Source organism: Streptomyces similanensis (assembly GCF_039543625.1).
GTDB classification, from domain to species: Bacteria; Actinomycetota; Actinomycetes; order Streptomycetales; family Streptomycetaceae; genus Streptomyces; species Streptomyces similanensis.
In genome coordinates this window covers 21,634-35,180 of sequence record NZ_BAABKC010000037.1, presented here as the reverse complement: position 1 = coordinate 35,180, position 13,547 = coordinate 21,634, and the positions used below count along the sequence as shown (strand labels likewise).

Genomic DNA, 13,547 nt, shown 5'->3' with positions numbered 1-13,547 from the left:
CATCGGAGGGCGTACGGGCGGCGCCGGCGGGCCCCGGCACGGCACGGGTATGTCCACAAGCCGTATTGCGCAGGTAAGACTGCGCAGATTAGTCTGCGCATATGAACGAGATCGAGCAGCCCGCGGAGGGCGTCTCCGAGACGGCCGCGCGCGCGGCCCACGAGGTCCGCGTGGTGTACAGCCGGCTGCGCCGCCGGCTGCGGGAGACCTACGACCGCGGCGACCTCACCCCCTCCCAGACCTCCGTCCTCAGCCGGCTCGACAAGGACGGCGAGGCGTCGGTCAGCGATCTGGCCGCCGCCGAGGGCGTCCGCCACCAGTCGGTGGCCAGCATCGTCGGCATCCTCGTCGAACGCGGCCTGGTCGCCCGCCGACCGGACCCCGAGGACGGCCGCCGCCAGCTGGTGTTCGTCACCGACGGCGGACACACCTTCCTGGAGGACCGCCGGCGCGCCGGGGAGGGCTGGCTCGCCCGCGCCGTGCAGGACCAGTGCACGGAGGAGGAGCGCCGTACCCTGCTGGCGGCCGCGGCCGTGCTGGAACGGATCGTCCGGTCGTGAGCGCGAGCCTCACCCGCGTCCTCCAGCGGTGGCGTCCCGGGCGGGGCGGGAGGCCGGCGGACGGCTTCGACCGGCGGCTGCTGGCCCCGATGATGACGGGCGCCGCCCTCAATCCGGTCAACTCCTCCATCATCTCCGTCTCCCTGGTCCCCATCGGCGCCGCCTTCGGCGCCCCGCCCGCCCGGACGGCGTGGCTCATCTCCGCCCTGTACCTGGCCACCGCCATAGGCCAGCCGGTCATGGGCCGGCTGATCGACCTCTTCGGGCCGCGCCGCCTGTTCCTGACCGGCACGGCGCTGACCGGCGTCGCCGGCGTCGTCGGCATGCTCGCCCCGAACCTCGGCGTGCTCATCGCCGCCCGGGTGCTGCTCGGCTTCGGCACCTGCTCCGGCTATCCGGCCGCCATGTACCTCATCCGCAGCGAGGCCCGGCGCACCGGCCGGGAGAGTCCGGCCGGGGTGCTGACCGCGCTGGCCGTCACCACCCAGACCATCGCCGTCGTCGGTCCGAGCCTCGGCGGTCTGCTGATCGCCGTCGGCGGCTGGCGCGCCACCCTGGCCGTCAACATCCCGCTCGCGCTCTTCGGCCTGTATCTCGGCCTCCGCCGCCTGCCGGCGACCCCGGTACCGCGCCGTACGGACGGCCGCCATCCGGTGCGGGACCTGGACCTGCCGGGGATGGGCCTGTTCGCCGTGGCGCTGGTGTGCCTGCTGCTGTTCCTGATGGACCTCGGCGGCGGCGCCTGGTACCTGCCGGTGCTGACCCTCGCGACGGGCGCCGGATTCATCCGGCGCGAACTGCGCGCCCGGCAGCCCTTCATCGACGTACGCGTCCTCGGCGGCAACCTGCCGCTCGTCGCCACCTACGGCAGGGCCCTGCTCTGCTACGTCGTCACCTACGCCTTCCTGTACGGCTACACGCAGTGGACCGAGGAGGGCCGCGGACTGTCCGCCTCGCAGGCCGGACTGGTCCAACTGCCGCTGTTCGCCACGGCGATCGTCGTCTCCGCCCTCACCGGACGGCGCCAGGCCGTGCGCGGCAAGCTGCTGGCCGGCGCGGTCGGGCAGATCCTCGCGTGCGCGCTGCTGCTCCCGCTGCACGCCGACAGTCCCGTATGGATGCTGCTGGCGGTCGTGGTCGTCCTCGGGGTTCCGCAGGGCCTCAACGGCCTCGCCCTGCAGAACGCCGTCTACCACCAGGCCGACGCCGACCGCATCGGCTCCTCCGCCGGACTGCTGCGGACCTTCGGCTACCTCGGCGCCATCACCGCCTCCGCCGCCGACGGCGCCTTCTTCGGGCAGCGCGCCGACACCGGCGGCCTGCACCACCTGGCCTGGTTCATGCTCGCCGCCAGCGTGCTGTTCCTGGCGGTGACCGTCACCGACCGCTCGCTGCGGCGCATCCGCGACAACCCAGACAACGCAGACGACCCCGAGAACACCCCGGACACCGACAAACCCGCCGACACCGGCAAGGAACGAACGTGACCCGCACCGCCCTGCTCGTGATGGACCTCCAGCAGGCCATCGTGGGCCGCGTTCCCGGTCTCGACGCCGACTTCACTCCCCGTCTCGCCCGTGCCGTCGCCGCGGCCCGGACCGCGGGAGTGCCCGTGGTGCACGTCGTCGTCGGTTTCCGGCCGGGCCGCCCCGAGGCCAAGTCCAGCCCGCTCTTCGGCGCCCTGCCCGAAGGCGCGTTCACCGACGGCGACCCCGGCGCGGAGATCCACCCCGATGTCGCGCCCCGCCCCGGCGAGGCCGTCGTCACCAAGAAGCGGGTCAGCGCCTTCGCCGGCAGCGACCTCGAACTCGTGCTGCGCGGCGAGGGCGTCGACCACCTGGTCCTGGCCGGCCTGGCCACCAGCGGCGTCGTGCTGTCCACGGTGCGCCAGGCGGCCGACCTCGACTACCGCCTCACCGTCCTGGCCGACGGCTGCGCCGACCGCGACGCGGAGGTGCACCGGGTGCTGACCGAGAAGGTCTTCCCGCACCAGGGCGAGGTCACCGCGGTCGACGCCTGGATCGCCGGCCTCGGCTGACTACAGCGCGGCGGTCGTGGACTCCCCGGTGGAGCTGCCCGCGAGCCACTGCGACCAGCTCAGGTTGAAGGAGGCGTAGCCGTTGTCGGCCGGGGCCTTGGCGCGGGGCGATCCGGTGATGGTGACCGGGTCGCCCTGCTTGACCTGGCCGTAGAACCACTCGGCGTCCGGCTTGGACAGGTGGACGCAGCCGTGGGAGCCGCGGGCGCTGCCGCTGCCCGGGTTCGGGTCGCCGGTCGAGTAGTGCACGTAGGTGCCGGACTGGGTGAGGTGGACGTCCCAGGGCAGCTTCAGGTCGTAGTAGTTCGGGTCGCCCTTGGTGCAGCTGATGCCGACGCTGCAGGAGGTCATGTGGACCTCCTTCTCCTTGTCGATGACGGCCATCGTGCCGTTCCACGTCGGGTACTGGGAGCTGCCCGCGTTGATGGACAGGGTGCGCACCGGCTTGCCGTCGCGGGTCACCTTCATGGTGTGGCCGGTCACCGAGACGTCCGCGCGCACGTCGTCGCCGACCTGGAAGGAGTGCGTGTACGCGCGTACGCCGTAGCGCCCGTTGCCGTTGCTCACCCCCCGCACGTCGACGTCGACCTTCACCTTCGTGCCGGAGGGCCAGTACTCCTTCGGCCGCCAGTCGGCGCGTTTGTCGCCGAACCAGTGCCAGGCGCCGGCCACCGGCTGCGAGGCGCTGACCTTCATGTGCTTCTCCACGGTGGCCCGTGCCTTGGCCGCCACCGGGTTGGTGAAGACCACCGAGATCGGCATGGCCACGCCGACCGTGGTGCCCGACTGCGGGGTGATCGTCTCCAGCAGCATGGGCGGGCCCGCGGGCTTCGTCGGGGACGGGGAGGCGCTGGCGCTCGGCTTGCCCGGCGCCTTCGCGTCGTCCCCGCCCGAACTGCCGCTGCCGCTGCCGCCCCCGCCGCAGGCACTCGAGCCCATCAGCATCGTCACCGTCACCAGTGCGATCCCTATGCCGCCCTTGCGCCGTCCCATGACCTGCCCCACTTTCTCCACGCGTCGCCCTCGGCGAGCCCGACTTCCTGTCAGACGGTTCGACCGGGAATCGAGTTGCACGCGTCGTGTAAAGCATGTCCCAAAACTGCCCGCGCACCGGTCCGGTCAGCGTGGGGCGGCCGCCGCGACGAGGGCCGTGGCCGCCGTCCCGACGTCCGCGGGTGTGGTCCAGCGGCCCAGGGACAGCCGCAGCGCGCCGAGGGCTCGGGCCGGTTCGACGCCCATGGCGCTCAGCACGGGCGAGGGGGTGTGGGCGCCACTGTGGCAGGCCGATCCGGTGGCGGCCGCGACCCGGCCGGCGGCGGCGAGGAGTTCGTGGCCGAGGGCGCCCTCGACGCCGACGTTGAGGGTGTTGGGCAGGCGGTCCTCGCGCGGGCCGTGCAGGCGTACCCGGCCGGGCAGTCCCTCGGCGAGCCGCCGGTGGAGGTCGTCGCGCAGGGCCGCGGTCCGGGCCGGGGTTCCGTCGGCGAGTTCGGCGGCCGCGATCCGGGCGGCGGCGCCGAGCGCGACGGCCAGGGCGACGTTCTCGGTCCCGGCGCGCAGGCCGCGCTCCTGGCCACCGCCGTGGACGACCGGCTCCAGCCGCACCCCGTCGCGTACGTACAGGGCGGCCGTGCCCTTCGGCGCGTACATCTTGTGCCCCACGACGGTGACCAGGTCGGCGCCCAGGGCGCGGACGTCGAGCGGGATCCGTCCCGCGGCCTGCGCGGCGTCGCAGTGGAACAGCGCTCCGTGCGCGTGCGCGAGGGCGGCGAGTTCGGCGACCGGCTGGAGAGCGCCGGTCTCGTTGTTCGCCGCCATCACCGACACCAGGACGGTGTCCTCGGTGCAGGCGGCGGCCAGGGCGGCCGGGTCCACGCGTCCGGCGCCGTCGACGGGCAGGACCGTCACACGCGTGCCGTGCAGCCGCTCCAGCGCGCGGGCGGTCTCCAGCACGGCCGGGTGCTCGGTGGCCTGCGTGATCAGATGCGGGCGCCGGCGGTCCGACGCGAGGACCGCGCCGCGCAGGGCGAGGAGGTCGGCCTCGGAGCCGGAGGCGGTGAACACGATCTCGTCGGCCCGCGCGCCGATCAGACCGGCCACCTCGGCACGGGCCCCGGCGAGGGCCCGGCGCGGGACCTCGGCGTAGGAGTGGCCGCTGGACGGGTTGCCGAAGAACGCGGTGAGGTACGGCGCCATCGCCTCGGCGACGCGCGGGTCGACCGGGGTGGTGGCGTTGTAGTCGAGGTAGACCGGTCCGCCGGCCAGTCCCGGGTGCGGCGGGACGCCTCCGGGGGCGTAGGTGTCGTGCGGGTCACGCGGGACGTACGGGCGGTGGGTGTCGTACGGCCGGTCTCCTCCTCGGCTTCCCCCGAGCCGCGGCTCGTAGGGATTCCGGTTGGTGTACGGCTTCTGCGCCATCGGTGTCCTTCGGGCGGCCGGGGAGTGCGGTGGGCGCGCGGGTGGGCGGGCGCGCACCCGCGCTCCCTAGATGCTGGCGGACGGCGCGGGTTTCTCCGGTGAACCTCCGGGCGCGTCGGCGCCGGGTGTGTCCGGCCGGCCGTTCGCCGCGCCGCGGGTGTGCCGGATCGCCCAGCCGACCAGTGCCGCGGCCACGACGGTGAGCGCGAGGCCGGAGAGGGTGGCCGCCTCGTGGAACCGCGCCGTCTGCCGCGCGCTCCAGTGCGCCGCGGCGATGTCACCGGTGAACAGCCCGGCCAGCACGGTGCCGGTGACGGCGAGGCCGGCGCCGGAGGCGACCTCGGTCGCGGTGTCGGTGAGCGCCGCGCCGATGGTGGTCCGGTTCTCCGGCAGACCGCGCAGCACGTTGACCCCGGCGACGACGCCGACCACGCGCATCCCGGCGGCCACGAGCACGAGGGCGAGCGCGACCCACCCGTATCCGAACCGGCCCAGCGAGGCGTAGACGGCGAGCCCGGACACGACCGCCGCGGCGCTGAGCCAGGCGGCCCGGTCGAGTCCGGCCCGTCGCACGAACGGGCCGATGAGCGCGCCGCCCGCGACGAGGACGACGACCTGGGGCAGCATCCCGACGGCGGCGAGCGCGGGCGACCACCCCCAGTCCAGCTGGAGTTGGAGCGTCACCAGGTAGCCGAGCCCGGCGGTGGCCAGTCCGGCGGCCGCCTTGTAGGCCAGGCCGGCGGCGACGAGCGGGTGCGCGACGAGCCGCAGGTCGAGCAGCGGATGGCGGGCCGCACGCTCACGGAGGACGAAGAGGACCGCCCCCGCGCCGGCCGCCGCCGTGACCAGCCACGGCAGCCATGACCCGGCGCCCCGGTCCAGGAACAGGGTGGGCGCGGCGAGCGCCGGCACGATCGTCGCGGTGGCCAGCACCGCGCCGGCGATGTCCACCGGATCGCGGTGCAGGTCGGCCGCCTCGTCCTCGGCGATGCCCCTGCGTATCCCGAGGGCGGCCAGTGCGGCGATCGGCACGTTGACCAGCAGCAGGACCTGCCAGGGGGCGATCGCGAGCACGAAGCCGCCCGCCGTCGGGCCGATCGCGAGGCCGATCAGGCCCACGGTCGAGATGAGGGTGCTCGCGCGGACGCGCAGCGCGTCGTCGTCGAACAGCCGGAAGGCCAGCGCCATCGACCCCGGGGTCGTCATGGCGGCCGCGACGCCCGTCACCGCGCGAACCGCGATCAGCTGTTCCGCGCTGGTGACGAAGGCGGTCGCCAGGCTGGAGGCGCCGAGCAGCGCGAGGCCGACGAGCATGACCCGGCGCCGGCCGAACCGGTCGGCCACCGCGCCGAACAGGAGCATCAGCCCGCCGAAGACGACCGCGTACGCGCCCGTCACCCACTGGAGCGCGACGGCGGACGCGTGCAACTCCCGTCCGAGGGTGGGCAGTGCGACGTTCAGGATCGAGTTGTCCAGCATCTCGAAGAGGAACACCGCGGAGAGTCCGGCCAGGGCCACCCAGGCTTCGCGCAGCGACTGGGGCGGGCCGGAGGACGGGGCGGCCCGGGCGGGATCGGACAGGGCTGGTGCGGATCCGCTGGGGGTGTTCATGGACGGCCACCTTAAGATACAGAGGTCTATCTTACGGCGGTCAGCGTAGGGCGCTAAGATAAGATAGGCAAGTCTATCCAAGGGAGACGCACATGGCCGAGCGGCGCCGCGGGGCGGCACTGGAGAAGGCGCTCCTCGACGCGGCCTGGGAGGAACTCGCCGCGGGCGGCTACGCGAGATTCACCATGGACGCCGTCGGCCGGCGCGCGGGCACCAGCCCTCCCGTCCTCTACCGCCGCTGGTCCGACCGCGACGAACTCGTCCGGGCGGCCATCGTCCACGCCCTGGAGGAGCAGCGCGTCCCCACGCCCGACACGGGCAGCCTGCGGGAGGACGTCCTCACCCTCATGCGGGAGATCAACGCCACCCGGGTCCGGTTCATCACCGTCATGAACGTGCACCTGGCCGGCTACTACCAGGAGACCGGCAACAGCCTGGGCGACCTGTTCACGACGGGGGGCGAGGACACCGGCGACGTGCTCTTCGACCGTGCCGTCGAGCGCGGCGAGATCGACCCGCGGCGCCTCACCGAGCGCGTCAAGTCCCTCCCCTTCGACCTGCTGCGCCACGAGATCCTCACGACCTATGCCCCCGTGCCCGACCACGTCCTCGAAGAGATCGTCGACACGGTCTTCCTCCCCCTGCTGCGCTGACCGCGACGCCGACGCGCCGCCCGCGCGAGGGAGTTCGTCCCCCGCGTCGCCCGCTACTCCTGCGCGGCGCCGCGGAAGAAGTCGATGAAGCCGTGCGGCGCGCTGTCGCCGAGGCAGAGGTCCAGGATCTCTCGCGCGTCGGCGTAGAAGCCCTCGGTGCGCGGGAACAGCGCCTCCTCGTAGGCGGTGAGGGCCGCTTCGGCGTCGCCGGGGTGCGCGGCGATGGCCTTGGCGAGTTCGGCGCCGTCGAACATCGCCAGGTTGGCTCCGTCGCCGGACGGCGGCATCAGGTGCGCGGCGTCGCCGATGAGCGTCACCCCGGGCACCCGCTCCCAGCGGTGGCCGTCCGGGAGCGTGTGGATCATGCGGGCGACCGGAGGGGTCTCGCCGTCGGTGATCAGCGCGGTGAGGTGCGGCGCCCAGCCCTTGAACTCGGCCGCGACCCGGGCGCTCGCGGCGGCCGGGTCGGTGAAGTCGACGGCCGCGAACCACTCGGCGGAGCGGTTCAGTTCGACATACGTGTGCAGGATGCCGCCGGCCTCGCGGTGGGCGACGATGCCCTTTCCGGGGGTGAGCGCGTACATGGCGCCCGCGCCGACCGCCTCGGCCGTCGCGGGGTGGCGGGCGTCGACGTCGTACAGGTAGGTCTCCACGAACGTCGTGCCGATGTACTCGGGTGTGGCGTCGGAGAGCAGCGGCCTGATTCTGGACCAGGCGCCGTCCGCGCCGACGAGGAGGTCGCTGGTCACGGTCGAGCCGTCGGCGAAGGTCAGCTCGTGCCGGCCGCCGCCGAGGGAGCGCACCCCGGCGACCTTGTGTCCCCAGCGGACCGTGCCGTCGGGCAGCGAGTCGAGCAGGATCCGGCGCAGCGCGCCGCGGAGCACCTCGGGGCGCCGGGCCGTGCCGTCGTCGGGGACCTCCAGCAGCGCCGTGCCGTGCGGGTCGAGCATGCGCAGCGCCTCGGCGCCCTCGTGGATGATCGCGCGGAACGCGTCGGTGAGGCCGGCGTCGGCGAGCGCGCGCTGCCCGTCGTTCTCGTGGATGTCGAGCTGGCCGCCCTGGGTGCGGGACTCGGCCGAGGGGTCGGCCTCGTAGACCGTGGCGGGGATGCCGTGGACGTGCAGGACGCGGGCGAGGGTGAGACCGCCGAGGCCCGCGCCGACGATCGTGACCGGTGTCGTCATCGTTGTGTTCCCTTTCGTACGTGACCTGTCTGGAACGCCGTTCCACATCAGATCTGGAACGGCGTTCCAGTCGGTCATGTTGGAACACCGTTCCAGTCATGTCAAACTGGTGCGCATGGCGAGCGGGACACAGCGGGGCGAGCGACGCGCGGACGCGCTCTCGAAGCGGCGGATCGTGGAGGCCGCGATCGCGATCCTCGACGCGGAGGGGGAGCGCGCGCTGACCTTCCGCGCGCTGGCCGCGCGCCTGGCCACGGGGAGCGGGGCGATCTACTGGCACGTGGCCAACAAGGACGAGCTGCTGGCGGCGGCCACCGACGACGTCATCGCCCGCGTCATGACGGACGCGGGCGACGGCACCGGACCGCGGGAGGCCGTCCGGGCCATCGCCCTCGGCATGTTCGACGCGATCGACGTCCATCCCTGGGTGGGCGCGCAGCTCTCGCGCGCGCCGTGGCTGACCGCGATGCCGCGGATCTTCGAGGGCATCGGCAGCCGGCTCCAGGCGCTCGGCGTGCCCGAGGAGGCGTGGTTCGACTCGACCTCCGCGCTGGTGAACTACGTCCTCGGCGTCGCCGGGCAGAACGCCGCCAACGCCCGCCTGCACGGGCCGGGAACCGACCGGGCGGCCTTCCTCGGGGCGATCGCCGAGCAGTGGGAGCGGCTCGACGCCGCGCGGTACCCGTTCGTGCGCCGGCTCGCGGGCCGGCTCGCCGACCACGACGACCGCGAGCAGTTCCTCGCCGGCATCGACCTCATCCTGACCGGGATCGAGGCCGCCCTGCCGGACCGGGCCCGGCAGGGCGGCCACGTCTGACACGGGGCCTCACCAGGGGATCTCCCCCTCGTCGGAGAAGAAGCGGCCCGTCGGTCCGTCGTCCGGCACGGTGGCCAGCCGGATCGCGGAGACCGCGCCCTGCCGCGGGGTGCGCGTCCCGCGGAACTCGTTGAGGTCGGTGGCCGTGAAGCCGGGGCAGACGGCGTTGATCAGGATGTTCGTGCCGGCCAGTTCCTTGGCGTACTGCACGGTGACGGCGTTGAGGAACGTCTTCGACGGCGAGTAGGCGGCGGAGATCGGGCCCGTCTCGGCGCCGGGGGTGGTCTGGAGGGTGAGGGAGCCGACGCTGCTGGAGACGTTCACGATCCGCGGGGACGGCGCGCGGCGCAGCAGCGGCAGCAGGGCGTTGGTGACCCGGATGACGCCGATGACGTTGGTCTCCACCGCCGCCCGCACCCGGTCCGGGTCGACCACGGTGGGCTCCTGGGGGCCGCCGCCGGTGATCCCCGCGTTGTTGACGAGCGCGTCGAGGCGCCCGGCCCGCTCCTCGACCAGGCGGGCCGCCGCGGTCACGCTCGTGTCGTCGGTCACGTCCAGCGGCACCCCGAAGGCGTCGGCCCCGGCCGCGCGCAGCTTCGCCACGGCGGCCTCGCGCCGTTCCTCGTCGCGCGCGCCGACCGCGACGGTCCAGCCGAGGGCGCCGAGCCCGGCGGCGATCTCGTAGCCGATGCCCTTGTTGGCCCCGGTCACCAGCGCGACCTTCGGTTCGCTCACGTCGTTCGTTTCGCTCATGGACCCGATGGTTCCCCCGCGCCCGGCAGCGCGTCCAAGACCGATCGGGTGGGCGACGATACCGGCCGGGTATCGCCGCTGATCGGCGGGGTTACGCTGGCCGGGTGGAGACACGTGAGCTGCGGTACTTCGTCGCGGTCGCCGAGGAGTTGCACTTCGGCCGGGCCGCCCGGCGGCTCGGGATCGCCCAGCCCCCGCTGTCGCGGGCGATCGCCGGTCTTGAGCGGCGTCTGGACGCCGCCCTCCTGGAGCGCGGCGGCCGGGGCATCGCCCTGACCGGGGCCGGGGCGGTGCTGCTGCGGGAGGCGCGGGCCGCGCTGGACGCCGTCGAGGCGGCCGAGCGGCGCACCCGCCGGGCCGCGCTCGCCGCGGCCGGCCGGCCCGCCCTGGTCCTGGCGGCGAAGGCGGGCGCCTCCAGCGAACTGCTGGCGAAACTCCTCGCCGCCTACGCCGCCGAGCCCGACGCGGTCGCCGTGGACGTCGTGCTGTGCGGGCCGGGCGAGCAGGCGCCGGTGCTGCGCGACGGCCGGGCCGACGTTGCGCTGCTGCACCGGCCCTTCGACGACACGGCCGGCTTCGACACCGAGGACCTGCACACCGAGGGCCAGGTCGCCGTCCTCCCGGCCGGCCACCCGCTCAGCACCCGTCCGCACCTGCTGCTCGCCGAGGTCACCGGCCTGCCCGACCTGCCGCTGCCCCGCTGGCCGCGCCCCGACGGCACCTTCCCGCACGGTCCCGGCCCGCAGGTGCGCGACCACACCCAGCTCTTCCAGCTCATCGCGCTCGGCCGCGCCTGCGCGGTCGTCCCGGAGGCGGGCCGCGTCGGGCTGGGCGACGACCTCACCGCCGTACCGGTCCTCGACGCACCTCGCGTCACCACGGTCATCGCCTGGCCCCCGCACAGCCGCTCGACGGCGGTCGCGGCCCTGGTCCGCGCCGCGACCGCCCGGTGAACTCCGCCGGCGACGCCGCACCGCACCGGCCTCATCCGCCCCCCAGTCGCGCGATGGCCTTGAGGGTGTGACCGGCCGCGTCCTCGGTCGCCATGTGCCGGGCGCCGTGCGCGGCGGCCCGGGTGTACGCCGACTGCCGCACGGTCTCCCCGAGTGCGTCGGCCAGCCGCCGGGCGGTGAGCGACGCGAAGGGGATCGGGTCCGGCGCCGCGCCGATCGCTGCCAGGCGGCGTGCCCAGAACGGCTGGTCGGCGGTGACCGGCACGGTGACCGCGGGCACCCCGGCGCGCAGCGCGGCGGCCGAGGTGCCGGCCCCGGCGTGGTGGACCACCGCGGCCAGCCGGGGGAAGAGCACGGCGTGCGGTACGTCCCCGAGGGTGAGGACGTCGTCGCCGTCGGCGGCGAGTTGGGCGCGGCCGGCCTGGAGGACGCCGCGCAGCCCGGCGCGGCGCAGGGCCGCCACGGCGATCCCGCTCAGCCGTTCGCCGTCCCCGGCCGCCATGCTGCCGAAGGTGATCAGGACGGGCCGGGGGCCGGCGCGCAGGAAGTCCTCCAGGCGGGCGGGCAGTCGCGCGGCCGGATCGTGGTGGGGCCACCAGTTGCCCACCACGTCCAGGCCGGGACGCCAGTCGGCGGGGCGCGGCACCAGTGCCGTGCTGAAGCCGTGCAGGACCGGCCAGTCGGCCCGCTCCTGCCGGCGGCGCGTCGCGGCCGGGGAGAGCGGGGGCAGGCGCAGGCGGTGGCGCAGCTCCGCCACCGCCTGGGTGTAGAGGCGGTCGGCCATGCGCAGCGCGAAGCGGCCGGCCAGGCGGTTGGCGGGGCGGCCCAGGGAGCGGGCGCCCGTGACGACGGGCGGGAAGTCGCCGGTCGGGGCGGTGGGCTGGAGGTAGACGCCGAGGCTGGGCGTGCCGGTGGCCTCGGCGAGGTGCCAGCCGAGCGGGGCCGTGGTGGCCGAGAGCAGGAGCAGATCCGTGCCGTCGGCCATCGCGTCGGCGAACCCCTGGCCCAGCTCGGTGACGAACGCGGCGGCGTCGCGCATCAGTTCCCGCCGGCCGGTGCCGCCGCCGCGCACCGCGGGGTCGGCGGGCAGCGCGCGGAACTCCAGTCCCGCCGCGCGCACCAGGGGCGCGAAGGCGTCGGTGGTGGCGAGGGCGACGTCGTGTCCGGCCCGGTGCAGTGCGGCGCCCAGGCCCGTGTACGGCGCGATGTCGCCGCGCGATCCGGCCGCGGCGATCAGGATCCTCATCGGTCCCCCTCCAGGGGGGTACGGCCGTCTGCGCGGCGGGCGGCGTTGGCGTGGACCGCCTTGCACAAGTAGGCGGCCAGGCCCGGCCGTTGCTGCGAGGGCGGTACGACCAGGGCGAAGGCGCGCGGGTCGGCGGCGAAGTCGTCCGCGATGCGCCGGTGCATGTCGGGCGGGCAGGAGGTGAACCAGCGGGAGATGTGCAGCCGGTGCTCCTCGGCCAGGTCCATGGCCCGTTCGCCGTCGCTCGGTTCGCCCTCGTCCCAGGCCGCGAGCAGCTCCGCCCGCCAGGCGCCGGCCTCGCGCATGAGGTGCGCCCAGTCCTCCTTGGTGTGGGCGGCGGCGCGCGCCATCGCCTGGCGCTGCCCGTGCGAGTGCGCCCACTTCAGCTCGGCCTCGGTGGCGTAGCTCAGGTCGAAGGTGATCTCGCCGAACACCTCGAAGCGTTCTTCGGGGGTCAGTGACACCCCGGTCTGCTGGACCTCGATCGCCCGCTGCGCCACCTCGGCCAGCCGTCGCAGCCTGGCGATCTCCTCGCTCAACTGCCGTTGCCGGGCCCGCAGGTGATCCACCGCGTTGGCCTGCGGGTCGCTGAGGATCGCGGCGATCTCGTCGAGCGGGAAGCCGAGTTCGCGGTAGAAGAGGATCTGCTGGAGCCGGACCAGGTCGGCGTCGTCGTAGAGCCGGTAGCCGGCGTCGCTGCGCCCGCTGGGCGAGAGCAGTCCCGCCTTGTCGTAGTGATGCAGGGTGCGCACCGTCACCCCGGCGAACGCCGAGACCTGCCCCACGGAGTAGTTCATCTCCCGTCCTTCCGTCGGCCTCCAGCCTCGGGCCTGACGCGGGGGGAGGGTCAACTCGCGTCCGCGGCGACGGGGGCGAGTCCCCGGGTCAGGGTGCCGGGGCGACGGTGTGCGCGGTGTCGTAGACCGCATGGGCGCGGGCGATGTCGCCGCTGTGGCGGGTGGCCCAGTCGACCAGGGAGAGGAGGGTTTCGTAGAGTTCGAGCGCCATCTCGGTGCACGCGTACTCGACCTTGGGCGGCACCGTCGGGTAGACGGTCCGCGTCAGCAGGCCCTCGCGCTCCAGTTTGCGCAGGTTCAGGGTGAGCATCCGGCGGCTGATGCCGTCGATGGTGCGCTCCAGCTCGCTGAAGCGCACCGGGCCCTTCGCCGCGGCGACGAGGATGCCGATGGCCCACTTCCCCGCCACCCGGTCCAGGACCTCGCTGACCGGACACGCCGGGTTCTCCACCTGGTCGGTCACATCCGTGTGACTGCGAGACATAAAAGTGCCTCCTTCCGCGCGTCGGCATGGTTACAC

At 74.3% G+C, this 13,547-nt stretch carries 14 protein-coding genes; 6 read left to right on the top strand and 8 right to left on the bottom strand.

The features are described from left to right. The first annotated feature begins 101 nt into the window (after positions 1 to 101). From ABEB07_RS11540 to ABEB07_RS11530, 3 genes are read left to right on the top strand one after another with little or no spacing between them, the layout of a single operon-like run. Positions 102 to 560: a MarR family winged helix-turn-helix transcriptional regulator gene (locus ABEB07_RS11540; RefSeq protein ID WP_345668210.1), complete on the top strand. Its 459-nt coding sequence runs from the start codon at positions 102 to 104 to the stop codon at positions 558 to 560. Continuing rightward, the gene (locus ABEB07_RS11535) at positions 557 to 2,047 is read left to right on the top strand and encodes an MFS transporter (RefSeq protein ID WP_345668208.1); all 1,491 of its coding nucleotides are present in this window, start codon (positions 557 to 559) and stop codon (positions 2,045 to 2,047) included. Before ABEB07_RS11540 ends, ABEB07_RS11535 begins: the two co-directional genes overlap by 4 nt. Beyond that, entirely contained in the window at positions 2,044 to 2,598 is a 555-nt protein-coding gene (locus tag ABEB07_RS11530; RefSeq protein WP_176147400.1) for a cysteine hydrolase family protein, read from the top strand. The genes ABEB07_RS11535 and ABEB07_RS11530 overlap by 4 nt, the downstream gene beginning before the upstream one ends. Here ABEB07_RS11530 and ABEB07_RS11525 read toward each other — a convergent pair whose 3' ends face one another. The 3 genes from ABEB07_RS11525 to ABEB07_RS11515 all read right to left on the bottom strand — a co-directional run bounded on the left by ABEB07_RS11525 (position 2,599) and on the right by ABEB07_RS11515 (position 6,624). Beyond that, on the bottom strand, positions 2,599 to 3,591 hold the full coding sequence (locus tag ABEB07_RS11525; protein ID WP_345668205.1) for a L,D-transpeptidase: 993 nt from the start codon (positions 3,589 to 3,591) through the stop codon (positions 2,599 to 2,601). It lies immediately after the preceding gene. 126 nt (positions 3,592 to 3,717) lie between these two features. After that, a complete protein-coding gene (locus ABEB07_RS11520) occupies positions 3,718 to 5,013 on the bottom strand; it encodes a cysteine desulfurase family protein (protein WP_345668203.1) in 1,296 nt (431 codons plus the stop codon). 66 nt (positions 5,014 to 5,079) lie between these two features. Further along, positions 5,080 to 6,624 (bottom strand): MFS transporter, encoded by a 1,545-nt coding sequence (locus tag ABEB07_RS11515; protein WP_345668201.1) that lies wholly within the window; start codon positions 6,622 to 6,624, stop codon positions 5,080 to 5,082. 92 nt (positions 6,625 to 6,716) lie between these two features. Between ABEB07_RS11515 and ABEB07_RS11510 the strand changes: the two genes are divergently transcribed. Further along, a complete protein-coding gene (locus tag ABEB07_RS11510; RefSeq protein WP_345668199.1) occupies positions 6,717 to 7,277 on the top strand; it encodes a TetR/AcrR family transcriptional regulator in 561 nt (186 codons plus the stop codon). 53 nt (positions 7,278 to 7,330) lie between these two features. On the opposite strand, the gene ABEB07_RS11505 is transcribed toward ABEB07_RS11510, so the two are convergent. Further along, positions 7,331 to 8,461: an FAD-dependent oxidoreductase gene (locus ABEB07_RS11505; RefSeq protein ID WP_345668197.1), complete on the bottom strand. Its 1,131-nt coding sequence runs from the start codon at positions 8,459 to 8,461 to the stop codon at positions 7,331 to 7,333. A gap of 115 nt (positions 8,462 to 8,576) precedes the next feature. Here ABEB07_RS11505 and ABEB07_RS11500 point away from each other — a divergent pair, with 115 nt between their 5' ends. Beyond that, complete coding sequence (locus ABEB07_RS11500) at positions 8,577 to 9,278, top strand: TetR/AcrR family transcriptional regulator (RefSeq protein ID WP_345668195.1); 702 nt, start codon at positions 8,577 to 8,579, stop codon at positions 9,276 to 9,278. A gap of 9 nt (positions 9,279 to 9,287) precedes the next feature. Here the strand turns inward: ABEB07_RS11500 and ABEB07_RS11495 are convergent, their stop codons facing one another. Next, positions 9,288 to 10,031: an SDR family oxidoreductase gene (locus ABEB07_RS11495; RefSeq protein ID WP_176147393.1), complete on the bottom strand. Its 744-nt coding sequence runs from the start codon at positions 10,029 to 10,031 to the stop codon at positions 9,288 to 9,290. Between the two features lie 104 nt (positions 10,032 to 10,135). Between ABEB07_RS11495 and ABEB07_RS11490 the strand changes: the two genes are divergently transcribed. Next, complete coding sequence (locus tag ABEB07_RS11490; protein ID WP_345668193.1) at positions 10,136 to 10,984, top strand: LysR family transcriptional regulator; 849 nt, start codon at positions 10,136 to 10,138, stop codon at positions 10,982 to 10,984. A 31-nt stretch (positions 10,985 to 11,015) separates the two neighbouring features. Here the strand turns inward: ABEB07_RS11490 and ABEB07_RS11485 are convergent, their stop codons facing one another. The 3 genes from ABEB07_RS11485 to ABEB07_RS11475 form a co-directional block, all read right to left on the bottom strand. Further along, complete coding sequence (locus ABEB07_RS11485) at positions 11,016 to 12,230, bottom strand: glycosyltransferase (RefSeq protein WP_345668192.1); 1,215 nt, start codon at positions 12,228 to 12,230, stop codon at positions 11,016 to 11,018. After that, complete coding sequence (locus ABEB07_RS11480; RefSeq protein ID WP_345668191.1) at positions 12,227 to 13,027, bottom strand: MerR family transcriptional regulator; 801 nt, start codon at positions 13,025 to 13,027, stop codon at positions 12,227 to 12,229. Before ABEB07_RS11480 ends, ABEB07_RS11485 begins: the two co-directional genes overlap by 4 nt. Positions 13,028 to 13,115: 88 nt before the next feature. Next, positions 13,116 to 13,511, bottom strand: coding sequence for a winged helix-turn-helix transcriptional regulator (locus ABEB07_RS11475; protein WP_176147389.1), 396 nt, complete (start codon positions 13,509 to 13,511; stop codon positions 13,116 to 13,118). Positions 13,512 to 13,547: the final 36 nt, after the last annotated feature.